This window comes from Pseudomonas sp. C9-3 (assembly GCF_032392015.1).
GTDB lineage: Bacteria > Pseudomonadota > Gammaproteobacteria > Pseudomonadales > Pseudomonadaceae > Pseudomonas > Pseudomonas nitroreducens.
This window is the reverse complement of record NZ_CP135919.1, coordinates 4,951,952-4,976,163: the sequence shown is the minus strand read 5'-3', so window position 1 is coordinate 4,976,163 and position 24,212 is coordinate 4,951,952. Positions and strand designations below refer to the sequence as shown.

General features: G+C 66.3%; 29 protein-coding genes and 1 tRNA gene. 10 read left to right on the top strand and 20 right to left on the bottom strand.

Annotated elements, in window-relative coordinates; all coding sequences use genetic code 11:
- Positions 1-64 precede the first annotated feature (64 nt).
- From selA to RS899_RS22865, 4 genes are all read left to right on the top strand, one after another.
- Entirely contained in the window at positions 65-1,471 is a 1,407-nt protein-coding gene (gene selA / locus RS899_RS22880) for an L-seryl-tRNA(Sec) selenium transferase (protein ID WP_315808138.1), read from the top strand.
- Positions 1,468-3,390, top strand: a complete 1,923-nt coding sequence (gene selB / locus RS899_RS22875; protein WP_315808137.1) for a selenocysteine-specific translation elongation factor — start codon at positions 1,468-1,470, stop codon at positions 3,388-3,390. Before selA ends, selB begins: the two co-directional genes overlap by 4 nt.
- Before the next feature lie 99 nt (positions 3,391-3,489).
- On the top strand, positions 3,490-3,768 hold the full coding sequence (locus RS899_RS22870) for a hypothetical protein (protein WP_024766185.1): 279 nt from the start codon (positions 3,490-3,492) through the stop codon (positions 3,766-3,768).
- Positions 3,769-3,786: 18 nt separating this feature from the next.
- The gene (locus RS899_RS22865; protein WP_409978032.1) at positions 3,787-4,053 is read left to right on the top strand and encodes a type II toxin-antitoxin system RelE/ParE family toxin; all 267 of its coding nucleotides are present in this window, start codon (positions 3,787-3,789) and stop codon (positions 4,051-4,053) included.
- Between the two features lie 177 nt (positions 4,054-4,230).
- Here RS899_RS22865 and RS899_RS22860 read toward each other — a convergent pair whose 3' ends face one another.
- Positions 4,231-5,685 carry an alpha/beta hydrolase gene (locus RS899_RS22860; protein WP_315808136.1) on the bottom strand — a complete coding sequence of 485 codons (1,455 nt, stop codon included), beginning with the start codon at positions 5,683-5,685 and terminating at the stop codon, positions 4,231-4,233.
- A gap of 65 nt (positions 5,686-5,750) precedes the next feature.
- On the bottom strand, positions 5,751-6,221 hold the full coding sequence (locus tag RS899_RS22855; RefSeq protein WP_054906469.1) for a hypothetical protein: 471 nt from the start codon (positions 6,219-6,221) through the stop codon (positions 5,751-5,753).
- 246 nt (positions 6,222-6,467) lie between these two features.
- On the opposite strand from RS899_RS22855, the gene RS899_RS22850 reads away from it, so the two are divergent.
- A tRNA-Sec gene (locus RS899_RS22850) sits at positions 6,468-6,563 on the top strand.
- An 81-nt stretch (positions 6,564-6,644) separates the two neighbouring features.
- Here RS899_RS22850 and RS899_RS22845 read toward each other — a convergent pair.
- The 10 genes from RS899_RS22845 to RS899_RS22800 form a co-directional block, all read right to left on the bottom strand.
- A complete protein-coding gene (locus RS899_RS22845) occupies positions 6,645-6,980 on the bottom strand; it encodes a type II toxin-antitoxin system RelE/ParE family toxin (protein WP_315808135.1) in 336 nt (111 codons plus the stop codon).
- Positions 6,977-7,213, bottom strand: coding sequence for a type II toxin-antitoxin system ParD family antitoxin (locus RS899_RS22840; protein WP_015479019.1), 237 nt, complete (start codon positions 7,211-7,213; stop codon positions 6,977-6,979). The genes RS899_RS22845 and RS899_RS22840 overlap by 4 nt, the downstream gene beginning before the upstream one ends.
- Before the next feature lie 502 nt (positions 7,214-7,715).
- On the bottom strand, positions 7,716-7,931 hold the full coding sequence (locus RS899_RS22835) for a DUF6434 domain-containing protein (protein ID WP_315808134.1): 216 nt from the start codon (positions 7,929-7,931) through the stop codon (positions 7,716-7,718).
- A gap of 83 nt (positions 7,932-8,014) precedes the next feature.
- The gene (locus tag RS899_RS22830) at positions 8,015-8,218 is read right to left on the bottom strand and encodes a hypothetical protein (protein WP_024766191.1); all 204 of its coding nucleotides are present in this window, start codon (positions 8,216-8,218) and stop codon (positions 8,015-8,017) included.
- Between the two features lie 55 nt (positions 8,219-8,273).
- Positions 8,274-8,900 carry a GrpB family protein gene (locus RS899_RS22825; RefSeq protein WP_315808133.1) on the bottom strand — a complete coding sequence of 209 codons (627 nt, stop codon included), beginning with the start codon at positions 8,898-8,900 and terminating at the stop codon, positions 8,274-8,276.
- A gap of 127 nt (positions 8,901-9,027) precedes the next feature.
- Entirely contained in the window at positions 9,028-9,711 is a 684-nt protein-coding gene (locus tag RS899_RS22820) for a M15 family metallopeptidase (RefSeq protein WP_315808132.1), read from the bottom strand.
- Positions 9,708-10,169: a glycine cleavage system protein H gene (locus RS899_RS22815; RefSeq protein WP_315808131.1), complete on the bottom strand. Its 462-nt coding sequence runs from the start codon at positions 10,167-10,169 to the stop codon at positions 9,708-9,710. Before RS899_RS22815 ends, RS899_RS22820 begins: the two co-directional genes overlap by 4 nt.
- On the bottom strand, positions 10,166-10,534 hold the full coding sequence (locus RS899_RS22810; protein ID WP_315808130.1) for a DsrE family protein: 369 nt from the start codon (positions 10,532-10,534) through the stop codon (positions 10,166-10,168). The genes RS899_RS22815 and RS899_RS22810 overlap by 4 nt, the downstream gene beginning before the upstream one ends.
- Positions 10,527-11,021, bottom strand: a complete 495-nt coding sequence (locus RS899_RS22805; RefSeq protein ID WP_054906476.1) for a GNAT family N-acetyltransferase — start codon at positions 11,019-11,021, stop codon at positions 10,527-10,529. The genes RS899_RS22810 and RS899_RS22805 overlap by 8 nt, the downstream gene beginning before the upstream one ends.
- Positions 11,022-11,032: 11 nt before the next feature.
- On the bottom strand, positions 11,033-11,605 hold the full coding sequence (locus RS899_RS22800) for a DUF4136 domain-containing protein (protein ID WP_054906477.1): 573 nt from the start codon (positions 11,603-11,605) through the stop codon (positions 11,033-11,035).
- A gap of 132 nt (positions 11,606-11,737) precedes the next feature.
- Here RS899_RS22800 and RS899_RS22795 point away from each other — a divergent pair, with 132 nt between their 5' ends.
- The gene (locus RS899_RS22795; protein WP_315808129.1) at positions 11,738-12,664 is read left to right on the top strand and encodes a glycerophosphodiester phosphodiesterase family protein; all 927 of its coding nucleotides are present in this window, start codon (positions 11,738-11,740) and stop codon (positions 12,662-12,664) included.
- Here the strand turns inward: RS899_RS22795 and RS899_RS22790 are convergent.
- The 4 genes from RS899_RS22790 to RS899_RS22775 are packed head-to-tail and all read right to left on the bottom strand — an operon-like array spanning position 12,649 to position 15,288.
- Positions 12,649-13,245, bottom strand: coding sequence for a DUF4136 domain-containing protein (locus RS899_RS22790; RefSeq protein WP_233297262.1), 597 nt, complete (start codon positions 13,243-13,245; stop codon positions 12,649-12,651). The genes RS899_RS22795 and RS899_RS22790 overlap by 16 nt on opposite strands.
- A gap of 53 nt (positions 13,246-13,298) precedes the next feature.
- Entirely contained in the window at positions 13,299-14,069 is a 771-nt protein-coding gene (locus RS899_RS22785) for a methyltransferase domain-containing protein (RefSeq protein ID WP_233297261.1), read from the bottom strand.
- The gene (locus RS899_RS22780) at positions 14,066-14,383 is read right to left on the bottom strand and encodes a nucleotide pyrophosphohydrolase (protein ID WP_024766201.1); all 318 of its coding nucleotides are present in this window, start codon (positions 14,381-14,383) and stop codon (positions 14,066-14,068) included. Before RS899_RS22780 ends, RS899_RS22785 begins: the two co-directional genes overlap by 4 nt.
- Before the next feature lie 47 nt (positions 14,384-14,430).
- Entirely contained in the window at positions 14,431-15,288 is an 858-nt protein-coding gene (locus RS899_RS22775; RefSeq protein WP_233297260.1) for a MaoC family dehydratase, read from the bottom strand.
- A gap of 204 nt (positions 15,289-15,492) precedes the next feature.
- Here RS899_RS22775 and RS899_RS22770 point away from each other — a divergent pair, with 204 nt between their 5' ends.
- Together RS899_RS22770 and RS899_RS22765 are read left to right on the top strand one after the other, a co-directional pair.
- On the top strand, positions 15,493-16,500 hold the full coding sequence (locus tag RS899_RS22770) for an AraC family transcriptional regulator (RefSeq protein WP_037017366.1): 1,008 nt from the start codon (positions 15,493-15,495) through the stop codon (positions 16,498-16,500).
- Positions 16,501-16,563: 63 nt separating this feature from the next.
- On the top strand, positions 16,564-16,965 hold the full coding sequence (locus RS899_RS22765) for an EF-hand domain-containing protein (protein WP_315808128.1): 402 nt from the start codon (positions 16,564-16,566) through the stop codon (positions 16,963-16,965).
- A gap of 267 nt (positions 16,966-17,232) precedes the next feature.
- Here RS899_RS22765 and RS899_RS22760 read toward each other — a convergent pair whose 3' ends face one another.
- The gene (locus tag RS899_RS22760; RefSeq protein WP_054906484.1) at positions 17,233-18,588 is read right to left on the bottom strand and encodes a 3-oxoacyl-ACP reductase; all 1,356 of its coding nucleotides are present in this window, start codon (positions 18,586-18,588) and stop codon (positions 17,233-17,235) included.
- A 168-nt stretch (positions 18,589-18,756) separates the two neighbouring features.
- Between RS899_RS22760 and RS899_RS22755 the strand changes: the two genes are divergently transcribed.
- Positions 18,757-20,034 (top strand): acetyl-CoA C-acetyltransferase, encoded by a 1,278-nt coding sequence (locus RS899_RS22755; protein WP_315808127.1) that lies wholly within the window; start codon positions 18,757-18,759, stop codon positions 20,032-20,034.
- Between the two features lie 355 nt (positions 20,035-20,389).
- Here the strand turns inward: RS899_RS22755 and RS899_RS22750 are convergent, their stop codons facing one another.
- Positions 20,390-20,836: an Lrp/AsnC family transcriptional regulator gene (locus RS899_RS22750; RefSeq protein ID WP_054906486.1), complete on the bottom strand. Its 447-nt coding sequence runs from the start codon at positions 20,834-20,836 to the stop codon at positions 20,390-20,392.
- Between the two features lie 178 nt (positions 20,837-21,014).
- On the opposite strand from RS899_RS22750, the gene yedA reads away from it, so the two are divergent.
- On the top strand, positions 21,015-21,902 hold the full coding sequence (gene yedA / locus RS899_RS22745) for a drug/metabolite exporter YedA (protein ID WP_233297584.1): 888 nt from the start codon (positions 21,015-21,017) through the stop codon (positions 21,900-21,902).
- 64 nt (positions 21,903-21,966) lie between these two features.
- On the opposite strand, the gene RS899_RS22740 is transcribed toward yedA, so the two are convergent.
- Complete coding sequence (locus tag RS899_RS22740) at positions 21,967-23,550, bottom strand: rhodanese-related sulfurtransferase (RefSeq protein ID WP_315808126.1); 1,584 nt, start codon at positions 23,548-23,550, stop codon at positions 21,967-21,969.
- A complete protein-coding gene (locus RS899_RS22735; RefSeq protein WP_054906488.1) occupies positions 23,547-24,152 on the bottom strand; it encodes a 3-mercaptopropionate dioxygenase in 606 nt (201 codons plus the stop codon). The genes RS899_RS22740 and RS899_RS22735 overlap by 4 nt, the downstream gene beginning before the upstream one ends.
- Between the last annotated feature and the right edge of the window lie 60 nt (positions 24,153-24,212).

Genomic DNA, 24,212 nt, shown 5'->3' with positions numbered 1-24,212 from the left:
AACGCGGCACGCGTTATCCGCCCTACACTGACTCCAGCCATCGACTCCGCATTAAGGTTCGTCCATGACCTCGGTACGCCTGCCTTCCATCGACCGCCTGCTGCGCAGCCCGGCCTGCCAGCCGCTGCAGCAACGCTATGGCCGCGAGGCCCTGCTCAAGACCCTGCGCGACCTGCTCGACGAACTGCGCGAGCCCGCGCGCCACGGCCAGCTCGCTGCCGTCGAACTGGAAGAAACCGTACTTGCCGGCCGCGCCGGCGAACGCCTTGCCGCGCACCATGCCAGCCGCGTGCGCCGAGTGTTCAACCTGACTGGCACCGTGCTGCACACCAACCTCGGCCGAGCACTGTTGCCGGAGGAAGCCATCGAAGCCATCACGATGGCTGCGCGCTACCCGCTCAACCTCGAATTCGATCTCGCCACCGGCAAGCGTGGCGACCGTGACGACCTCATCACCGGGCTGATTCGCGAACTGACCGGCGCCGAGGCCGTCACCGTGGTCAACAACAACGCCGCTGCCGTGCTGCTGGCGCTCAACAGCCTGGGCGCGCGCAAGGAAGGGATCATTTCCCGTGGCGAGCTGATCGAGATCGGCGGCGCCTTCCGCATCCCCGACATCATGTCCCGCGCCGGGGTGAAGCTGGTCGAGGTCGGCACCACCAACCGCACCCACGCCAAGGATTACGAAGCCGTCATCGGCCCGCGCTCCGGGCTGCTGATGCGCGTGCACACCAGCAACTACAGCGTGCAGGGCTTCACTGCCAGCGTGCCGACGCCGCAACTGGCACAGATTGCCCACGCCCATGGCTTGCCGCTGCTGGAGGATCTGGGCAGCGGCACCCTGGTCGATCTCACACGCTGGGGTCTGCCAAAGGAGCCAACCGTGCAGGAAGCCCTGCGCGACGGCGCCGACATCGTCACCTTCAGTGGCGACAAACTGCTCGGCGGCCCGCAGGCCGGGTTGATCCTCGGCAGCAAGGAGCTGATCGGCAGGATCAAGAAGAACCCGCTCAAGCGTGCCTTGCGCGTGGACAAGCTGACCCTCGCCGCGCTGGAGGCCGTGCTCAATCTCTACCGCGACCCCGACCGCCTCGCCGAGCGCCTTACCAGCCTGCGCTTGCTCAGCCGGCCGCAGGCCGATATCCGCACCCAGGCGCAACGACTTGCGCCGGCCTTCGCTGCGCTGCTTGGCGATCGCTGGAGCGTCAGCGCCGTGGATGCCCTGGGCATGATCGGCAGCGGCGCGCAGCCGGTTGCGCGGCTGCCCAGCGCTGCATTGTGCCTGCGACCGAACCAGCCCAAGCGTCAGCGTGGCCGCGCATTGCTCGACCTCGAAGAGCGCCTGCGCTGCCTGCCCATCCCGGTGCTCGGCCGCATCGACGATGACGCGCTGTGGCTCGACCTGCGTCAGCTCGACGACGAGCCCGGCTTCGTCGCGCAATTGCCGATGCTGGCCGAGGGCGAGGCGTGATCGTCGGCACCGCCGGGCACATCGACCACGGCAAGACGTCCCTGCTGCGCGCCCTCACCGGCGTCGAAGGCGACCGCCGCCCGGCCGAGCGCGAGCGCGGCATCACCATCGATCTGGGTTATGTCTACGCAGAGCTCGGCGACGGTGCGTTGACCGGCTTTATCGATGTGCCGGGGCACGAGCGCTTCGTCCACAACATGCTCGCCGGCGCCAGCGGCATCGACCTGGTGTTGCTGGTGGTCGCCGCCGACGACGGCGTGATGCCGCAGACCCGCGAGCACCTGGCCATTGTCGAACTGCTCGGGATACGCCGCGCCATCGTTGCGCTGACCAAGGCCGACCGCGTGCTGTCCGAGCGGGTGGAGCAGGTCACGGACGATCTGCACGAACTGCTGGCCGCCGGACCCTTTGCCGGTGCACCGGTCATTGCGGTTTCCAGCGTCAATGGCGAGGGCATCGACATCCTGCGCGACGCTCTTCGCGAGGCGGCCCGCGAGACTCGCGAGCTGGCGGCGAACGGTGGATTCCGCCTGGCGGTGGATCGCGCGTTCAGCGTCAGTGGAGCGGGCATCGTCGTCACCGGAACGGCCTTCGCCGGCAGCGTTCAGGTCGGTGACGAACTGCTGCTGGGCACTGCCGGCCGCTGCGTTCGTGTGCGTGGCCTGCATGCACAGAACCGCGAAGCGCAGCAGGCCCACGCCGGCCAGCGGGTGGCGGTGAATATCGCCGGCGAGCGGCTGAGCCTCGACAAGATCCACCGCGGCGACTGGCTGATCGCCCCGGAGCTTCACGCACCCACCACGCGCATCGATATCGACCTGCAGTTGCTACCCAGCGAAAGCCGTGCCTTTGCACACTGGACGCCAGTGCATGTCCACCTTGGCGCGCAGGACGTCACCGCCCGTGTCGCACTACTGGAAGGCGAGCGGCTGCAGCCTGGCGAACGTGCTTTCGCGCAGTTGGTGCTGAATGCGCCCAGCCATGCCGTACACGGCGACCACCTGGTGCTGCGTGACCAGTCCGCGCAACGTACCCTTGGCGGCGGCCGCGTGCTCGACCCGTTTGCCCCGGCGCGCAACCGGCGCAGCCCGGAGCGCCTGGAACAGTTGCGCGCGCTGCAAGGCGACAGCCTCGAAGGTGCCTTGCCGACCCTGCTGGCGCACGCCGGTAGTGGCCTCGATCCGGCGCTCTTGGCGCGCCAGTTCAACCGCCCGCGAGAGGGCTGGCAACTGCCCTCGGCACTGGCCGAGATCAACACGCGGCTTGGTGCTCGGCTATTCGCCGCCGAGTGCTGGTCCGCGCTGCAGCAGCAACTGCTCGATGCCCTGCAACGCTTTCACGCAGAAGCCCCCGACGAACTCGGCCCCGACCGTGATCGCTTGCGCCGCTACGCTTTCTCTTCGCTGGAGCGGCCGGTCTTCATCGCCCTGCTGGAAAGCCTGCTGGCGACCGGGCAGGTCGCCAGCAGCGGTCCCTGGCTGCACTTGCCGGATCACCGGGTACAACTGGTCGAGGCCGACGAGAAGCTGCGCGAACGCCTCTGGCCATTGTTGCTGGCGGGCTCCTTCGACCCGCCCTGGGTGCGCGACCTGGCTCGGGAACTGGGGGAAGAGGAGGCCGACGTGCGCCTGCTGTTGCGCAAGCTCGCTCGCCTGGGCCAACTGCACCAGGTGGTGAAGGACCTGTTCTACCCCGAACAGACCCTGCGCCAACTCGCCGGCCACGCGCTGCAACTGCGCGACGAAGCCGGCATCATCCGTGCCGCCGCCTTCCGCGACCGTATCGGCATCGGCCGCAAGCGCTGCATCCAGTTGCTGGAGTACTTCGACCGCATCGGCTTCACCCGGCGCTTCGGCAATGAGCGACGGATCAGGGAGGATTCGGCGCTGGCGCAGGGCGCGTCTGACGACAATTCCTGACTATTGGTCGGAAGCGGATTCCGCTGAACAGGGGGGAGCGCCTACAGTGAGGCGGGTGTATATGAGGTATATACTTTTTCATCACCAGGTAATTCCCCCATGAGCAAAGAAGCCGTATTCACCATGAAGCTCGAACCCGAGTTGCGCGCCGAGTTCATGGCCGCCGCCGAGGCGGCTCATCGCCCTGCGTCTCAGGTCATGCGCGAACTGATGCGGGATTTCATACGCCAGCAGCGCCAGGCTCAGGACTACGACGAGTACCTGCAGGCCAAGGTCGAGGCGGGGCGTGCTTCGATGGCTGTGGGAGACGGGCGTTCGGACGAAGAAGTCGAGGCGGTATTTGCGGCGCTTCGATCAAGGGCAACCGAGCGTAAATGAAGGTCTTCTGGACGCGGGATGCCCAGCAGGATCGAATACCTTGCCTCCGAAAACCCAGGCGCTGCCGCGCAGATGGACATCCTTTTCAGCACTACCGCCGCCAGGCTCAGGAGCTTCCCGATGATGGGCAAGCCCGGCCGAATTCTCGGCACGCGTGAGCTGATTCTCCATGAGAGCTACCGGCTCGTCTATCAGATCGAGGCCGACGCTCTGTGGGTTCTCGCACTGGTGCACACATCCAGGATGTGGCCTCCATTGAGCGAGGATCGACGCCATCAACAGTGAGCCGCGCGGTTAGCGCCAATGCTTGTTTGGTACCGCCGAAGAGGCCTTCTGAACACTATATCCCCGCGTCCTTCGATAGCCTTGTTCTCTTGCGGGAAGTGGGCCCAATGCGTTCCTGGCTGATTCGACGGTTCATCACCGACAGCTGACTGCCGCCTTGCCGGACATCGGCAAGCGTTAGCGTGATGGCAAAACCTGATCCACCCGTTGCACGAGGTAGTCATAGAACGGGTTGGACGTCACGCGCTGGAACAGGTCCAGCCCGACGATCAGTACGCCCCGTTCACCGCGGGGCGTGAGGGTGCCCAGGTGGATGCCGAAGTCTTCCGATGGGTCCGGGTGCTGGCCATACAGCGCATCGTTGGGCGGGAAGGGCAACGCCACGTGGGACAGGGAGAAGAGGTCCGGCGGGTAGCTCGCCGCCAGCGCCTGACTTTCCTGTTGCTGGCTGTGGGCTGGGGTGTGCAGGGCTGAGGCCTGGCTGGACCGAGGGCTGTTGGAGATTACCGTCACGTCGTAGTTGCGCTGGCGCTCCGGCAGCAGGCGGTCGCTCAGCGTGGCCATTTCCGGGCGCAGTAGCGGGCCGTAGTTCAGCGAGCGGTTAAGGTCGAACAGCACGAGTTCGCTACCGTTGTCCGGCAGGCGGTCGTACAGGTTGCTGATTACCGCGGGGGTGCTGACGGTGCTGTCGGCCAGGGACTGGAAAGTGAGGATCGGTGGCAGGCGAGTGAGGCTACCGCTGCGATTGGCGCCCTCCAGGCTACGTTGTACGGCGTCGGTCAGCTCCACCGTCTGGCGCGCTGCAGCGATGGGGAAGGAGTTGTATTTGAAGGGATTGAACTCCGGCAGTACGTTGAGCCACGCCGCCTTGGCGAAAGCCGGCAACAGCGCGGGCAAACCGGCGAACCCGGCGAACTGGGCGTAACGGGTGACGCCGATCATCGGCGAGATCAGCACCAGTTGCTTCGGCATGGCCAGGCTCGCGTCGTCCAGCGCATCCAGGCTGTACTTCATCGCCAGCGCGCCACCGTTGGAGAAGCCCACCATCAGCAGCGGTGCGTCCTTGGGCAATTGCGCTGAGGCCTCGCGCACGGCCAGTCGGGTGGCGGCCATCCAGTCTTCCCAGTCCGCATCGGTCAGCCCGGCGGGCACCGTGCCGTGGCCCGGCATGCGAATCGCGATGACCACGAAACCCTGCTGCCGCAGGTGCTCGCCCAGATGGCGCAGGCTATAGGGCGAATCGGTCAGCCCGTGCAGCAGCACTGCAGCGCCGCGCACTTCGCCGGCGGGACGCATCTCGTAGGAACGGTTCCAGTCGGTGGCGAAGTGGCCGGGGTAGACCTCGCTCTTATCGAAATAGCGGTTGTAGGCCACCCGCTCGAAGGGCTGCAGGCTGGCCGCCATTTCCTTGTGCATGGCCTGCATGAGCCTGTCTTCGGCGGCCAGGTAACCGGTCCAGTCCAGGTGGTCGATTTCGTTGCTGCGCAGGTCGTTCGGTACCCAGGTATGCCAGGGCTCCAGCGGCGGGATGTTGCGCAGCGCGGCGACCCGCAGCCCCAGCGCCAGTACGGCGATGGCGAGGATGACGATGACTACCCAGAGCAGCGCCCTGGTGAGTTTGGCGTTCAGCATGGAGTTCCCTTGTCAGCGTGCGGGACAAGCATAGAGCCCCAGGTGCCACAAAGTCCGCCAGTGGCTCAAATGGCTGCGATCGCCTCGGCATAAGCGGAGTTGCCGATGCCCACCTGGGCCCAGACGGGGCGCGTCTCGTTGCCCTGGCGGTCGTATTGTTCGTCCGCATCCCACAACGTGATGATCTGGCCGGGGAACAGGTATTCACTGTCGGTGAATTCGTGGGCGCCGGAGTCATCCGTCGAGGCGATCAACGAGAACAGCTCGCCGGCCGACAGCGAAAACACGTCCACACCCTGGTAGCGAGCGAGGTATCGCTCGTTCTGGGAGATACCGATGAACCAGACCAGCCCTTGCTCATCGCATTCGGCCTGGATCGCCGCCTGGCAGAAGTAGTCCGTTGGCCCGTTGGACGATTCCAGCGGGAAACCGGCGGCAGCCAGCGCGTCGCGCGCCATGGCTCGCGTGTCGCCCAGACAGACCGGGCCGATGCCCTGGTGCGGGGAAATCTCGAGGATGGGTAGAGTGGGCTTCATGCCGTTGTAGCTCCCTGGGTTACTGCTAGCGAGGTTAGAGCACGGGCAGCCAGATTGCCGTCTTTTTCTGGCCAATCAATAGCAATTTGATTGTACTTGGCCATATTTGTACGCAGAACTGTCGGGAATGGCGTCACGCTCCAGCCAGCGCTGCGGCATCACTGCGCTGGCATCCTGCGTGGCAACAATGGCAACATCCGGGCTCCCGCTTTCGTCGCTGCATTCGCGCAGCCGGCTTCTGACCAGGGAAGGCAATCACGCCCGGTGGCGTGGCCGGGCTTCAAACCCGGTGGGGGACGGCAGCCGTTCCTGGGTGAGTTCGACTCTCACTGCCTTCCGCCAATTCCCCCGTCTACAGCCCGCGTGGCTCTAAGTTTCCGGCTCAGCCAGGGAAGTCCCTTCGACGTCGGTGTCGAAGCACGTTCAGTGCGTTTCGCTCTCGCCAGCCTGCATCCAGGATGGGATGTCGTTCATGCCGTGCAGCACGCGCCACACGTCGATGTGATCGCCGCGCTCGACGTAGAACACCTGGTAGGGATAGCGCTTGAGCGGCCAGCAATGCAGCCCCGGCAAATCCAGCTCATGGGCGTAGCGGGATGAACCGCTGGCAGGGTGACGGGCTATATGGGCGTATGCCTTTTCCAGGGCATCGACAAACCCCAGAGCAGCCTGTTCGGCGTCTTCGCTGAGGTAGTAATCGGCAGCTGCTTCAACGTCCTGATTGGCGAGTACACGCGGAATGACTGGCTTGGCCTTCATCCACGAGCCTTGCGCACCCGCGTGCGGAGCGATTCGAAGTAGTCACTGTCGGCAGGTGCCGCAGGCATCGACTCGGCGCCGGCAATCAGCAGGCCTCGCAGACGCTGACGGTCCTGATCCTTGCGAATCAGCTCGCGCACGTATTCGCTGCTGGTGCCGTAACCACGCTGGCTGACCTGCTCATCGACAAAGCTCTTGAGCGTATCCGGCAGGGAAATGTTCATCGTGCTCATGGGACCAGTCTCTCTGGAATGGCAAAATTTGCCAAAACATACTAGCACTCGTGATCCTCCCCGGTATGGAGCAGGTGACGAAAGTCCCTGATCCGCTCCGGCGTCAGCACATCCAGGAGGTGGCCCGGTGCGCATGGTCATGTTGAGCAAGGCGTGGCCGAGCACCCGCTGCAAGATCAGGATGTTCCCGCCACTCATCATGGAGTGGCTCGCGAAGATGTGGTGCAGCACGTGGGTTTTCTGACCCGGCGGCGGCTCCACGCCAGACATCTTCACCGTGAACTCGAAGCGGTCCCGGTTGGAGAGCGGCCCGTGCTCCTGGATGTGGTCGTGAATGCGCTGGAAGAAGCGCGTACCGGTAGTTCAGCAGCCAGAGCTGCCGGAGGAGTTCGCTCCTCTCGGCAATCGGAATCCAGATGATCCATCGGCGCACGCACTTGTCCCGCTTGCCGAGGCCCGTGTGATTGCTTACCTCTCAGGGCGTGAAAGTCGCCTTATGCAATCAGGACCTTCCATGCTTGCGCCGCCGCCACTCATCCACCACCGCACCCATGTCCGCTGGCGCGCCGCTGCGTATCCAGGCCATGAAGGCGCGGTCGAAATGGAAGTCGACGCCGCAGTGCTCGGTCATGAAGCGGCGGACGTTCTGGGTGTTGCGGTAGTGGCTATCCAGCGGGGTCTGCCGGGTGATCGGGTCGCTGTGCCAGTCGAAGGCCATGGCGTCCATTCCTGTGCCTTGGGGGAACTGCCGTTATAGCGCACTCGGCAGCCGCTGGCGCGGTCTGCCGAGGTGTTGCGGCGTCACTGGCCCCACATCATCCGCTGTTGCTGCGCCGAATAATCGTCGCTTTGCAGGCGCACGCGGGTGGGCTGGCGTTCGAGGTTGTCTTCGCCGAAGGATTCGCGCACGGGCGATTCGATGGCACCGAAGTGGTTGTAGTGCGGGGCATCGGCGCAGCCGACCAGAGTGAAGCAGGCGAAGGTGACCACGGAGAGCTTGAGCATGGGACTTCCTCCTGAGGGGGAGCCCCGAGCTTCGGCCGACTGGATTAACGGCGGATTAACGCAGGCTGTCCGGCCCCTGGATTTCGCCGCCGTGGGCTGCGTCGCCGTCACGGTGGTGCTCCGGCGGGTTGAGTGCGCGCCCCAGTATCTGCGCGACGACCTCGTCCTTGCCTTCGGTGTAGGCGTCGCGATCGGTGGGGAAGCGCTGTGCCAGGTCGTGTTTCACCTGCGCGTAGAGCCGGGCGTCTTCGGGGTGGGTGCGCAGCCAGTCGCGGAACAGCAGTCGGCGCGAGGCTTCGTTCAGTTCCATGACGTGGACATGATGGGTGCGCCCGCTGCCCAGCGGCGGCATGCCTTTGACGAAGAACAGTCGCGAGGTGTCGGGATTCTCCGCCCAGTACTGGTAACCCAGCCCTTGCAGCGGTGCGATGAGCCGGTGCGGGTCGCTGCCCGGCGGCGGCAGCAGGAGGATGTCGATGATCGGCTTGGCATCCAGCCCCGGCACGGCGGTGCTGCCGATGTGCTCGATGCCCAGGCCGGGGAGCTCGACCTGCTGGGCGATGGCGGCGGCTTCCTCGGCGAATCGTTGTGGCCAATGGGGATCGGCTGCAACGACTTCGATGCGGTCGTCTTCGGCGTTGCTCCAGCGCTGGCCGTCGAATTCGGGGGCTTGCGGGCTCATGTGGAAACTCCGGCGATAGCGGTGGGAGGGCGAGGATTGGAGGCAGGTCGGGCGGTTGGAGTTCCGAGCAAGTCCGGCAGGAGCATTCCAGGGACGCGATCATGTGGGAGACGCTCGTGGGGCGTGCTCATTGCACCGGAAAATCGAAGTAGGTCTTCGGGTAGGGCTCGGCCTTCAGGATGTAGTGCCACCACTCGGCGCCGTAGGGCTCGAAGCCGTGGCGCAGCATGGCCTGGCGCAGGGTCTCGCGGTTGCGTGTCTGCTGCACGCTGACCAGCGCGGTGCCGTGATGGGAGATGGGCCCGAAAAAGTCGAACGGGCTACCCATATCCAGTTCTTCCCCGGAGCTGGAATCCACCAGCGTGAGGTCGACGGTGCTGCCGCGCGAGTGGCCGGATTGCTTGGCGATGTAGCCGTCGCGGAACAATGCAGGCTTGTCCAGGGCCGGGTAATAGCGGGCCTTCTGGCGAATGTCCTGCGGGTCGGCGGCCCAGCGGCGGAACTCATCTACCGCCCGCTGCGGGCGATAGCCATCGAAGATCTTCAGTCCCAGGCCGCTGAGGGCGACGTCCTTCTCCACCGCTGCCAATGCGCGGGCTGCTTCGCGGGTGAGGATGATCCGCGCCTTCTGGTAGCCGTCGATGGGCTTGCCGACGAAGTTGTCGGCGCCGGCGTAGCGCACCTCATAGCGCGCGGATTTCAGTACCTGGTCGAGATAGACGAAGCCGTCCTGCGCGGGCTGGTCGGCGTACAGCGCCGGGCTGGCGAGCAGGCAGACCAGCAGCGCGAGGCGTCTGCCTGCCGGGCTCATGGGCGCAGCGCCTGGACCCCGTCGTCGTCCGGGTCGAAATTGTCCAGGTACATACGCTGCTCGAAGGCTTTCAGCGCGGCCTCGCCGTGCAGGAAACGGCCACGGGCGCTGGCCCAGTCGTCGGGCTTCAGGCGCACCATCCAGCCCTCGCCGTAGCAGTCCTGGTTGATCAGGCCGGGGCGGCGCACCACGGCTTCGTTGCTGGCGAGGACGGTGCCATCGAGCGGGCTGCGCGCCGAGGAAGCAGCCTTGGCGAACTCCACCACGCCGAAGCTGCGGTCGCAATCGATGTGCCAGCCATCGCGCTTGGGGGTGAAGGCGAAGATCTGCCCGTAGATCGCACAGCCGTAGGCCGTGAGGCCGAGGGTGACGGCGCCGCTTTCTTCCTCGCGCAGCCAGAGGTTGTACTCGGGGGCGTAGAGCAGCTGATCCGGGAATTCGAGGCCGTGCAGCTTCACAGGGTCAGTACCCGGTCACATTCAAGGATCATGCGCGCCATCTCGCCGCCGCTGGCGATCTCGTCGACCTCTTCTATCAATCGGCTCTCGTCGATGCTGATGCCCGGTGCGCGGCACATCAGCAGGCGCGCGCCGGCTTCCTTGGCCTGCTGGATGAAATGGCTGATGGGCTCGCCACCCTCCGCGGCATAAAGGTGATCGGCGATGTCCTGGAAGGCCAGGCGCGTGCCTTCGCCACTGAGGAACAGGGTGACCTGCGCGTCCATGCAGGCCAGCAGCGTGGCGGTGTAGAAGGGCGCGGCGCAGCGCGCCGGAGTACTCGGGCCGCTGCTGACGATGATCAGCACCCGCTGGACTTCAGGCATGGACAAGGGATTTCTCCAGTTGGACCAGGGCGACGCGCCGGCCTTGCGGGTCGGCGCGCTCGACGATGCCCTGCGGCCGGTAGCCCAGGCGTGCGTAGAGCAGCAGGCCGGCGGCGTTGGCATTGAAGCAGGACACTTTCATGACCTGCGCCTTGTACTGGTCGCGGGCGAGATTCTCCATGACCTCGATCAGGTACTGCGCGACGCCGTGACGCCGCGCCGATGGCGCCACCATCATGTTGCCCAGCGCGCAGAAATCGCCCGGCTGCCATTGGTAGAAATTGGCGAAGCCCGCGACGCGATCATCCAGCAGAGCGACCGTGCTGCCACGCCGCTCGGCCATGGCGGCAGCGAGTTGGCCGACGGTCAGTGGCCAGCTCGCCTTGGGGTAGCAGTAGAAAAGCTCATCGGCGTCCTGGGGGAATTCCACCACTTGCCCAAGGTCGTCGGCGAGGGCGGGTCGATGCTGCAGGGCGGGCTGGCTCACGGGGTCTCCTGTCAGTGCGGCGGGTACTGGGCGATGATCTTCTGCACCGTCTCGCGGATTGCCGCTTCGCGCTCGGCAGGCGTCGGTGGGCTGCTGCGCATGATCTGCTCGCCGCTGCCGCGCCAGACCAGCTTGCCGTCCTTGCCGTCGAGCATGTCGACCTGGATGGTGGCGACCTTGTAGGTCACGCTGCGGGTCTCGGCCATGGGCGGCGGGCCCCAGTAGCCACCCCAGTAACCGCCCCAGTAGCCGCCGGTGTAGGTGGTCACCTGGTCCTGGCGCTGGTCGACGATCAGGTAGGCGCGGATCTTCACATCGCCCGGGTTGCCGTCCTGGGCCTTGCGCAGGCCGCGCTGGTCGAACTGGTCGGCTATCGCGTCGCTGATGCGTTGCTCGGTAAGGTCGCTCTTGATGCGTGGGTCATCCGGGCGGTACTCGAACGCCGGCTGCGCCCAGCTCCAGGTCTGGTAGCGCGCGAAGTCGCGGGTGGTGTCGTAATCGCGGCTGACACTGGTGGTTTCGCAGGCGGCGAGGCCAAGCAGCAGGCCCCCGAGCATAAAGCGGCAGAGCAGACGGCGGATCATGGTCGCAGTTCTCCAGTCAGAGATTTCCATCCAAGCGCAAGGCACGGGGAATGGCAAGCACGGAATGTTCAGCGTCTGCGACGGCCCTTCCCGTTGCTAGAGTCGCTGCTTGTCTTTGATCTGGAGAAGGTCATGAAACAGAAGTGGCTGGGCGCTGCATTGGGGCTGGCAGTACTGACGGGATGCAGCCTGGACGGCATACGGCCGACATTGCAGGAACCGCAGGTGGTGGCGCACCGGGGCGGCACGGCGGATGCTCCGGAGAACACCTTGCTGGCGATTCGTCGGGCGCTGGAAAACCACAGTGAGGGGCTCTGGCTGTCGGTGCAGGTGTCTGCCGATGGTGTGGCGGTGCTGTACAGGCCAGCGGACCTGTCGGCGCTGACGGATGCGCAGGGTGCGGTCGCCTCGAAGACGCTGGAGCAACTGCGCGCGGTGAATGCGGGCTATCAGTTCAAGGACGCCGCTGGCGCTTATCCGTATCGCACGGCCCCTCAACCGATCCCGACGCTGGCCGACGCGCTGCGAACGATCCCGGCGCAGGTTCCGTTGTTCCTCGATATCAAGGCGCGACCGGTGGCCGACGTCATCGATGCGGTTGCGCGGACGCTGGATCAGGAGCGGGCCTGGGCGCGGGTGCGCTTCTACTCCACCGAGCGCGATGCCAGCGACTACCTGGCGCAGCACTATGCTGGCCGCGCACTGAATTTCGAAAGCCGCGAAGCGACGCGCAATCGACTGGTCGACCTGGCGCTGGGCGGGCGTTGTGCTCCGCCGACCGCAGGCGCCTGGATGGGCATTGAACTGGACCGCGAGCTGACGGTGACGGAACAGTTCACCCTCGGTTCGTCGTCCCATCCGGTGAAGCCGGCTCGGTTGTGGACTCCAGAGGCGATGGCGTGCGTGCGACGAGCCGGGGGAACCACGGTGATGATGTTCGGCATCAATTCGGCGGCGGCTTATCGGACGGCCCGCGATCTGGGCGCCGATGCGGTGATGGTCGATTCGCCGGCCAGCGTTCCCGACTATCGGCGCGCCGCGGCTCAGCCCGGCGGGTAACCGTCCATGGCCTTGCGCGCGGCTTCGCGCAGCGCGCGGGCCTGGTCGGTCTGGCTGCTGCCGTCTTCGTACTCGGCGCTGCCGCTCCATACCTGCTGGCGACTGTGCGCATCGAAGAGTGCGATGCGCACCACGCTGACGGTGACCACGTAGGTGCGGGTAACCGGGTAGGAGGCGCCGTAGCCGCCATACCACGGGTCGTTCCAGCGGCCGTAGCCGCCGTAGTAACCGCCGTTGTAGTAGTCGGTGGTCTGGCGGGTGCGCTGCTCGCTGGAAAGATGGGCGCTGACGGTCAGGTCCGCCGGCGCATTCGTGCGAGCCGGGCGCAGGCCGCGCTGGTCCAGCGCCTCACTGACGGCATCCTGCAGCGGGCCGCCGAAGCCGGTGCCGTCCATCCAGCTCCATGAGCGGAAGCGCCCGTAGTCCAGCGGCGGCGCGGGATAACTGCCTGGATCGAGGCTTGGATTGGCCGCCTGCGCGGGTGCCGGTGGCATCGGCAGCGAGGTGGCGGTGTAGGGGTTCTGGCCCTGGCAGGCGGCGAGGGCGGCGAACAGTGGCAGGACCAACAGATGACGCGGCATGACAGACTCCCGCACGCTCACTTCGATTGGCGTGCGCAGTGGCAACTATGCACCTAATCCTGCGGCCGGCACAGCCAGTGCAGGTAGCGGCCGAGGCCGGCGAAGGCAGGATGTCGACGGTATTGCAGCTCCATTTCCACCAGGTCCAGCGGCTCGGCCTTGTGCTGGAACTCCACCGGCATGTAGTCGTGGAACACCCGCACGCCGCTGCGCGCTTCGATGCTCCAGTGACCGGCCATGGCGGCCTCCAGTACGCGCGGATCGAGCGGTTCCTGCGGGGTCAGGCTTTGGCCCTCGCCGGCGAAGCGGTTCTTGCGCAGCTTGCGGAAATGCCCCTTGAGCAGGTTGCGGTAGATCAGCGCATCACGGTTGTAGAAGGCCAGGGACAGCCAGCCATCGGCGCGGGTCAGTTGGTGCAGCACGGGGAGGATGGCCAGCGGCTCGGCCAGCCATTCCAGCACGGCGTGGCAGATCACCAGGTCGTAGGGCTCGTTGAGCTGGCCGAGCAGATCCTGCCAGGGCGCCTCGATGAAGGTGGCGTTCAGACCTGCTTCCTCGAAGCGCTGGCGTGCAGCTTCGAGCATCGGTGCGGCAGGTTCGGCGAGGGTCACCTCATGGCCGCGCCCGGCCAGCCACAGCGACATGTGGCCCAGGCCCGCGCCGATGTCGAGTACTCGCAGCGGGCGATCGGGCAAGGCTTCGGCCAGGTCGGCCTGGAGCACGGCGAGGCGGATGGCACCCTTGGCGCCGCCGTAGATCTTCTCGGCAAAGCGTGTAGCCAGTTCGTCGAAGTGACGGTCGCCGGTCTTCGGGGATTCGCTCACTTGGCGCCTCCTTCGATGAAGCGCCGTTCGCTGTCGGCCAGCTTGGCGAGTACCGCCTGGTTCATGTCGATGCCCAGTTCTGCGCACATCAGTAGCAGGTAGAGCACGATATCGCCGACCTCCTGGCCGGCGTGGGCGAGTTTCTCCGGTGGCAACTGGCGCGATTCGTCCTCGCGCAGCCACTGGAAGATTTCCACCAGTTCGGCCATTTCCACGCTGGCCGCCATGGCCAGGTTCTTCGGGCTGTGGAAGCGACTCCAGTCGTTGTGGTCGCGGATGGCGTGCAGGCGTGCGGTGATGGCTTCGAGGTTCATTGCAGATGGGGCTCCAGCGTCAGCCCCATAGCTTCAAGCCTGGCGCTTCAAACGTCCAGCGGGCCCCAACTACCGGCCATATGCGGCAGGTCGTCCTTGCCGCGCAGGCTGAGTTGCCCGACAGGCGCGGGCTCGCTGGCCAGCAGGATGACGGAGGAGGGCAGCAGGACGGGCTTCTGGAAGCGCACATCGACCCGATAACCGGCGGCCGGCAGGCGCTCGCCCAGGGCAGCCAGGCTGCGCGCCTTGTTCCACAGGCCGTGGGCGATGGCGCGAGGAAAGCCGAACAGTTTTGCGCTGGCAGCCGACAGGTGGATCGGGTTGTAGTCACCGGCGACGCGAGCGTAACGCCGGCCGATGTCCGCTGGGCAGTTCCACGCGTCGATCTGCTGCAAAGGCAGCTCGGCCTCTTCGTGGCGCGCCGCTGGCGTGCCGTCCAGGCGCATGCCGCGGAACAGGATGCGGCTGTCACCTTCCCAGAGCAGGCCGAGCTGGTCGTGCAGCTGGGTGATGATGCTGAAGGTCACGCCTTTCTCGTGGGGCTGCAGGTCCGCCACCCGTACGCTGACGTTGAAGGGGCCCAGCCCGCCCAGCGGCCGCAACACGCTGATACGGTTTTCCAGGTGCACCAGGCCCAGCAGCGGGAACGGGAAGCTCGCGTCGGTGAGCAGGCCCATCTGCAGGCCAAAGGCGAGGATGTGCGGATAGGTAGGCGGCAACAGGTGGTTGTCGGTGAAACCGCAGACCTTGCGGTAGCGCTCCAGGTGCTTCGGATCGACCGTGACCGGGCAGCGCACGCCGCGGGTTGGCAGGCTGCGGCCACGCACGCCGCGGCGCAGCGCAGCGCGAACGAACAGGCCGGTGAGGGCGGGTGGGGCGGACAGGTCGAGCCAATCGCGGGACATCGGGTATCTCCTGAGGGGCATTCATTCAGCTTAGCCAGTGCTCGGCCCCAGGCATTGGCCGTGGCAACGCGGCACGCGGCAGGCAAGTCAATCTGACCCGCCATTGCCTGGATATTTCCCTCAACCTGCTTCCTGATTCTCTTGAGAGGCGATAAGAAAGCTGCCTAAGATGGGCCCGCCCCATGGATAACTAGAAAAAACACCATGCGTGATCTGACCGACGATGTGGCGCTGATGCGCCCGGTGATCGACGCCCTGCGCGCCAGCGGCACCGACCCCGACCGTGTGCTGGCCCGCGTCGGCCTGCCCGCCGGCAGCCTGCCTGCCGGACGATTCCCCCACAGCGCTCAGAACCTGTTCTGGAAAGCCGCCGCTGAAGAATGCGGCGAGGAGCATGTCGGCCTCTATCTGGCCGGACACCTGCCCGCATTCCATGGCTTGCTGCTGGAATACCTGTTCCTGTCCAGCGCCACGTTCGGCGAAGGGCTGCGCCATGCCCTGCGCTACGTGCGCCTGCTCTCCGACACCCTCAACGCGCGCCTGGAAGTGGAGGGCGAGAAGGCCGTGCTGCTGCTCGGCCACAGCGCCGGGACCAACCGGCACTTTCCCGAAATGCTGGCCGGTGCGGTCGTGCGCCTGTTCCATGCCCTCACCGAAGGCGACTTCAAGCCCCACGAAGTGCAGCTGATGCACGCGGAAGGCGCGCCGGCCGGGCGTTACCGTGAAGTCTACGGCTGCCCCGCCGTGCTGGGAGCCGAGCGTTATGCGCTGGTCTTCGACGCCGCCGTGCTGGACAAGGCCTCGCGCCATGCCGCCCCCGAGTTGCTGCGCATGCACGAGTCGCTGGCGCGCCGGCAACTGGCGGAAGTGGAACGCTTGGACCTGGTGCGCAAGGTACGCGAGCTGATCGGCGTGCTGCTGGTGGATGGCGGCGCAACGCTGGAGCAGGTCGCCGCGCGGCTGGACATGCCGGCCCGCCGCCTGCGCGAACGCCTGGCCATGGCGGGCGTGCGCTTCAATGACCTGGTGACCGACTACCGCTGTCGCCTGGCCAAGGAGCTGTTGCTCAAGACCGACGAGCGCATCGAGGTGATCGTCGAGCGGACCGGCTTTTCCGAGCCGAGCACCTTCTACCGTGCCTTCAAGCGCTGGGTCGGCGAGACCCCCGTGGAGTTCCGCCGCCGCGGCCGCCCGCAACCGCCGGCGGAGTGATCGAACCCTTTCGAGCCCGCCTGTGGATAGGCTTTACCGGTCAGTCCCACCTTGGAATCACCGATGCAAAGCCGAATCCGCCAAGCCTTCCTGCTGTCTGCCGCTCTGTTGTCCGCGCCCTGCGCCTTCGCGGGAGAAATGGGCGAAACGGCATTCTCCCGCCTGGATGCCAACGGCGACGGTTACATCGAGGCCAGCGACATGGCGCCGATGCGCGTGCGCATGTTCCACCGGCTGGACCGTAATCAGGACGGCTTGCTGACCCGCGAGGAAGTGACGCCGCCGAATCCCAGCGTGCAGGTCTCGCCCAATGCCATCGCCTGGCCGGACCATGACGGTGACGGCAAGGTCAGCCAGGTGGAGTTCATGACCCAGGAGCCGGCGTTGATCGTGCGTGCGGACCGCGATGGCGACCACCGGGTGAGCGCGGAGGAGTTTCGCGAGTTGATCGCCGCGCGACATTGATCGGCCGGCGCGACAGATGACCGGCTTGATGGCCGGATCGAGAGCATGGCGGGGGCAGGGGAGAGAGGCTTTATGTAGGGCGAATAACGCGCCAGCGTTATCCGCCATTAAGGGGCCGGCGCATAACCTGTTCCAGGTTATGCGCCCTACGGCCTGTGGCGTAGTTCGTAGGATGGGTGGAGCCCAAGCGATACCCATGCTGTTGCAGGGATTGATGGGTATCGCTTCGCTCCACGCCATCCTACAGATGGAGTCAATTGGAACGGATCAGGCGCCCAGCAGGCTCTGCCCGCAGACCCGCAGTACCTGGCCGCTCACTGCGCCAGAACCCGGCTGGGCGAACCAGGCCACGGCCTCGGCGACGTCCTGCGGCAGGCCGCCCTGGCCCATGGAGTTCATCCGTCGGCCGGCCTCGCGGATGGTCAACGGGATGGCGGCAGTCATCTGGGTTTCGATGAAGCCCGGCGCCACCGCGTTGATGCTGATGCCCTTCTTGCCCAGCGCCGGCGCCCAGGCCTGCGCCAGGCCGATCAGGCCGGCCTTGCTCACCGCGTAGTTGGTCTGCCCCATGTTGCCGGCGATGCCGCTGATGGAGGCGAGCAGCACCACGCGGCCATCGTCATGCAGCTTGTTCGCGTCCAGCAGGGCCTGGGTCAGCACCTGCGGCGCCTTGAGGTTCACCTCGATCACCGAATTCCAGAACGCTTCGCTCATCTTGGCGACGGTCTTGTCGCGGGTGATGCCGGCGTTGTGCACCACGATATCGACGCCATCGGGCAGTGCCGCCACCAACTGTTCTCCAGCATCAGCGGCGCAGATATCCAGCGCCACGCCACGGCCACCCAGGCGCGCGGCGAGGGCGTCGAGCGCGTCCTTGGCCGGTGGTACATCCAGCAGCACCACCTCGGCACCGTCACGGGCCAGGGTCTCGGCAATGGCTGCACCGATACCGCGAGCAGCGCCGGTCACCAGTGCGCGCTTGCCCACCAGCGGGCGGCTCCAGTCCTGCACCTGCTTGTCGTAGGCAGACAGGCGCACGACCTGCCCGGAGACATACGCGCTCTTGGGCGAAAGGAAGAAGCGCAATGCACCTTCAAGCTGGTCCTCGGCGCCCTTGCCGACATACACCAGTTGCACGTTGCCGCCGCGGCGGATTTCCTTGCCGAGCGAGCGGCTGAAGCCTTCGAGGCTGCGCTGCACGCTGGCGGCGATGGGGTCTTTGATCGATTCCGGCGCGCGGCCGAGGATCACCACGTGCGGGCATTTATCCAGGCCCTTGAGCGCGCCCTGGAAGAAGGTGCGCAATTCGATCGTCTGCTCGAAACGGGTCAGGCCGCTGGCATCGAAGACGATGGCCTTGAGCTTGGGGCCGTGCTCGGCGGTCCAGCGCGGCAGGCCGTACTGGCCGTCGCTGAAGGCGAATATCGAATCGGTCAGGCGCTCGGCGAAGGGCAGCACGGCATCGTTCAGGTTGCCCTCGCCACCGAGCAGCAGCGCCCCGTCCACCGGCCGCGTGCGCCCGGCGCTCCAACGCTCCAGGCGAACCGGCGCAGGCAGGCCGAGGGCGCCGACCAGACGGCGGCCGACGTTGGAGTTGGCGAAGGCAATGTAGCGATCGGTCATGGAACGGGCTCCTGAACGGATTCTCTAAAGTGCTGACCACTCTACGCAGGCAGGGGTTCGACGCAATTGACCGCGCTGACCTGCGCAACGGCGGGGCGGCCAATGCGACACAAGCGGCTAAGGTTAGCCTTGACCGCACTTTAACGCTCATCCATCCAGGAGCTCTGCATGACCCAATTGCGCCGGGTCGCCATCGTCGGCGGCAACCGTATTCCCTTCGCCCGCTCCAACACCGTGTACGCCACGGCGAGCAACCAGGAGATGCTGACCTCCGCGCTGGACGGCCTGATCGAGCGCTACAAGCTGCACGGCGAGCGCCTGGGCGAGGTGGTCGCCGGCGCAGTACTCAAGCATTCGCGCGACTTCAACCTGACCCGCGGATGCGTGCTGGGCACGCGCCTGGCGCCGGAAACCCCGGCCTATGACATCCAGCAGGCCTGCGGTACCGGCCTGGAAGCGGCGATTCTCGTGGCCAACAAGATCGCCCTCGGGCAGATCGACTGCGGCATCGCCGGCGGCGTGGACACCACCTCCGATGCGCCCATCGGCGTCAACGAAGGGCTGCGCAAGATCCTGCTGGAAGCCAACCGCGGCAAGTCCAACGGCGAGAAGATCAAAAGCCTGCTGAAAATCCGCCCGCGCCACCTGATGCCGCACATTCCGAAGAACGGCGAGCCGCGCACCGGGCTGTCGATGGGCGAACACTGCGAGCTGATGGCGCAGACCTGGGCCATCCCGCGCGACGAGCAGGACAAGCTGGCCTACGAGAGCCACCACAAGCTCGCCGCCGCCTACGACGAGGGCTGGCAGAACGACCTGATGACGCCGTTCCGCGGCCTGGTGCGCGACCAGAACCTGCGCCCGGACATCAACCTGGAAAAGATCGGCACCCTCAAGCCGGTGTTCGAGAAGGGCCCGCGCGGCACCCTGACGGCCGCCAACTCCACGCCGCTGACCGATGGCGCTTCCGTGGTGCTGCTGGCCAGCGAGGAGTGGGCGAAGGCGCGTGGCCTGCCGATCCTGGCGTACTTCAAGGATGGCGAAGCAGCGGCGGTGGACTTCGTCGGCGGCCACGAAGGCCTGCTGATGGCGCCGGTTTACGCAGTGCCGCGCCTGCTGGCGCGCAACGGCCTGACCCTGCAGGACTTCGACTTCTATGAAATTCACGAAGCCTTCGCCGCCCAGGTGCTGTGCACCCTCAAGGCCTGGGAAGACGCGGACTACTGCAAGGAGCGCCTGGGGCTGGACGCGCCGCTGGGTTCCATCGACCGCAGCAAGCTCAACGTGAAGGGCAGTTCGCTGGCAGCCGGGCACCCGTTTGCCGCCACTGGCGGGCGCATCGTCGCCAACCTGGCCAAGCTGCTGGATGCCGCCGGCAAGGGGCGCGGGCTGATCTCGATCTGCGCCGCGGGCGGTCAGGGTGTGACCGCGATCATCGAACGGTAATCCAATACAACGGGGCGGCCCTCTTTGCCGCCCCGCGATGTAGCAACTCCGTGACTTCAGGCGGCACCGCGCGAGCGGCGCCGCCTTTTTTTATCCTACGAAGAGCAGAGCGTAGGGCGCATAACCTGGAACAGGTTATCCGCCGATAGGGGAGTGGCGGATAACGCTGGCGCGTTATGCGCCCTACGAAACTGCGAGGGGCTGTAGGAGCGAGCTTGCTCGCGAACACCGGTTACGCCGAAGTCTGGGCTGTTCGCGAGCAAGCTCGCTCCTACAGAAAGCCGGCGGGCGGGCCTCGCCAGGTCGCTTCCGTAGGAGAGATTCTTCCCCTTGCAATTCCCTTCTAGAAAGGTCCTCAGCCACCCTGCAACATCCCCGGATGGATTCGCCGGGAGAAGGGCGTGGAGAGGACCAGTGATGTCTTGCTGGTGCCGAACTGGGCGAGGCGGTCGATCAGCTCTTCCAGTTCCTGGGTGCAGCTCACCGCTACCTTGAGCATCACGCAGGCCTCGCCGGTGATGCGGTAGCAGTCGATGATCTGCGGGATTTCCAGCAGCGGGTCGAGCATGGTCTTGCTGCGGTGGTCGTTCAGGCGCATCTCGATCAGGCACTGGATCGAACGGCCCATCTTCGACAGGTCTACGCTGGCGTGGTAGCCGGTGATCACGCCTTCGGCTTCCAGGCGCGCCACGCGGTCGGCCACGGCGGGAGGCGAGAGGTTGATGCGTCGAGCCAGTTCGGCGAAGGACAGGCGGCCGTCTTCCAGCAGGGCGGCGAGCAGGGCGCGGTCGTATTTGTCCATCAGTCTTGCCTCGGCATTCGGGTTAAAACAGATTCAACGGGAAATGACCGGAAAATCCATCGATTGAAAAGTGTTACGCCGCTATTGGCGTTGTCTGTGCCTTATCCGTGGGTGGATGCCTGCATAAAATGAATCGCCCCACCCGCCTTGTCGAGCCCCTTTCATGACCACCCTGCCCATGCCCAGAGCCCGCGTCTCCCTGACCCTGATCGCCGCGTTTTTCGCCCTCTATTTCATCTGGGGCTCGACCTACCTGGTCATCCGCATTGGTGTCGAATCCTGGCCGCCGATGCTGATGGCCGGCTGCCGCTTCATCATCGCCGGGGCGATCCTGTTCGCCTGGATGCTCTGGCGCGGTGCGCCGCTGCCGAGCCTCAAGCAGTGCTTGTCGGCGGGCGCCATTGGCATCCTGCTGCTCAGCTGCGGCAATGGCGGGGTGACGGTGGCCGAGCACTGGGGAGTGGCTTCGGGTGTGGCGGCGTTGGCCGTGGCAACCGTGCCGCTGTTCACCCTGGTGTTCGGGCGCTTCTTCGGCAACAGGACCAACGCGCTGGAGTGGGCCGGCATCGCCCTGGGCCTGTTCGGCATCGTGCTGCTCAATCTCGGCTCGAACCTGCAGGGCAGCCCGGCGGGCGCGGCGTTGATCATCTTTGCGGCGGCCACCTGGGCCTTCGGCTCGGTGTGGAGCCGGCGCCTGGACCTGCCCGCCGGCGCCATGGCCAGCGCGGTGGAGATGCTGGTGGGTGGCGGCGTGCTGCTGCTGGGCAGCCTGCTCAGCGGCGAGCGCCTGGAGCAGATGCCCACCGCCGCCGGCTGGGGCGCGCTGGCCTACCTGGTGGTCTTCGGCTCGATCATCGCCTTCAGCGCCTACATGTACCTGCTGGCCAATGTGCGCCCGGCGGCGGCGACCAGCTACGCCTACGTCAACCCGGCGGTGGCGGTAATGCTCGGCGTGGTATTCGCCGGCGAGCACATCGGCCTGGCGGAATCCCTGGCGATGGCGGTGATCATCAGCGCGGTGGTCTTGATCGGCCTGCCGCAGTGGCGACGCGGCCCCGCGAACTGATCCCGGAACGCAAAGCGCCCGCCCACAGGAGACTGTCGGCGGGCGCTGTGCTTTTCGGCGCGGGTCAGATCACGAAGAAGCCGTGGGTGCCGTCGCGGCCCAGTTGTTCGACCAGGCCGAACTCCCAGTCCAGGTAGCCCTGCATGGCTTCACGCGGGTTGTCGGTGCCTTCGTACGGGCGGCGGTAGCGATCGATGCGCGGTGCCGCCAGGCGGCTTTCGCCTTCCTCGGTGGGCAGGCCGGCGGCGACCCAGGCGCCGGTGCCGCCATCGAGCAGGAACACCGGCTTGTTGCTCAGGGCTTCCACTTCCGCCACGGCGAAGCGCGCCAGCAGGCTGCTGCCGCAGGTGAGCACATAGCGCTCGGCATTACCCAGCTGCGCCACTGCCTGCTTCAGCTGGCTGCGCAGGGCCCAGGCGGCGCCGGGGATGTGGCGCTTCACGTAGTTGGCGCTGGCGGTGAAGTCGAGCACGGCGGTGCCCGGTTCGCGCAGCCAGTCGGCCAGGGTCTGCGGGCTGATGGTCTCGGCCTGAGGCTTGGGCGGCAGCGGCGCATTCCACGCGCCCTGTTCGCTGAAGTCGGCGGCAGACAGCCCATCCAGCACTGCCACCTGCCAGCCCATCTGGGCCAGCCAGGAGGCGCTCATGTTGGCGCGCACGCCGTCGTCGTCCACCAGCACCAGACGCGCACCGCGCACGCTGGCGACGTGGTCGGTTTCCTGCACCAGCTGGCCGCCGGGAGTCGAGCGCGAACCCGGCAGGTGGCCGGCTTCGTATTCTTCCGGCGTGCGCACGTCGAACAGGTAGGTGGTGCGCTCGGTTTCGCCCTGCCATTGGCGCAGGCCGGCCAGGTCGATACGCGCGACGTTTGCGCGGTCAGCCACGGCGCGGGCGCGCTGGGCGGCGGATTCGCGAGTAGTGGCGGAAACCTCGGCGAAGCGCCGTGCCTGCCCGTGTTCCAGCTGCTGGCCGGCCAGGGTCCAGCCGATGGTGCCGTTGCGCAGCGCCGACACCGGGTTGGGAATGCCGGCGTTCACCAGCGACTGGGTGCCGATGATGCTGCGGGTGCGCCCGGCGCAGTTGACGATGACGCGGGTGGCCGGGTTCGGCGCCAACTCGGCGACGCGCAGCACCAGTTCGGCGCCTGGCACGCTGACGCCGCTGGGGATGCTCATGGTCTGGTATTCGTCGAAGCGGCGGGCGTCGAGCACCACCACGTCGGCCTGGGCGTCGAGCAGCGCCTTCACTTCCTCGGCGGCCAGCGACGGGGTGTGGCGCTCGGCCTCCACCAGTTCGCCGAACGACTTGCTCGGCACGTTCACGTCCTTGAACAGCTCGCCACCGGCCTCGCGCCAGCCGGCGAGCCCGCCGTCGAGAATGGCCACGTCGCTGTAGCCCAGCGCCAGCAGGCCCTGCGCGGCGATCTGCGCCAGGCCTTCTCCGTCGTCATAAACGGTGACCGGCGTATCGCGGCGCGGCACGCGGGCGTAGATCTCCAGCTCCAGCTTGGACAGCGGCACGTTGGCGGCGAACAGCGGGTGTTCCTGGGCGAATGGGTCTTCCTCGCGCACGTCCAGCAATGCCAACTCCTGGCGGGCGAGGAGGGCGGCGCGGATATCGTGGAAGGAACGACGGATGATCTGGCTCATGCAGGGTTCTCTTTCGACAGGTCCCAGATATTGGGCAACTGGCTGTTGGAATAGCCGGAGATGAAGGGTTTCTCTTCACCTTCGGCGCTGAAGACGGCACGCCGCACCGCGCCAATGTTGGCGCCGTAGACGTGGATGCTGATGGAGGGTTGGTCGGCGAAGGCATTGCTGACCTGGTGGATGTCGCCGATACGGGGTGACACCGCCTCCACTTCGCCCGGCTCCAGGCGATGTGGCTCGCCCACGGGTTGCAGGCTGCCATCGGCGGCGAAGGCGAACGGCTGCGAATACTCGGCGCCGCGCAGCATGCCGATCAGGCCCCAGACGCGGTGGTCGTGCACTGGCGTGCGCTGGCCCGGGCCCCAGACGAAGCTGACCACCGAAAAGCGCTGCCGCGAATCGGCGTGCAGCAGGTACTGCTGGTAGCGCTGCGGGTCGGGGCGGGCGTAGTCCTCGGGCAGCCAGTCGTCATGGCGCACCAGTTCGGCGAGCAACGGGCGGGCTTCGGCGAGCAGCGCGGCTTCGTCGGGGGCGGTGTCGATCAGGGCTGCCAGATCGCCGATGAACTGGCGCAGGCGGTCGAGGCGAAGGGGAGCTGACATGCGGGGGATTCACTCCGGAAGGATCTGGCGCTACGGTAGCAAACGCATTTTTATTCCTGA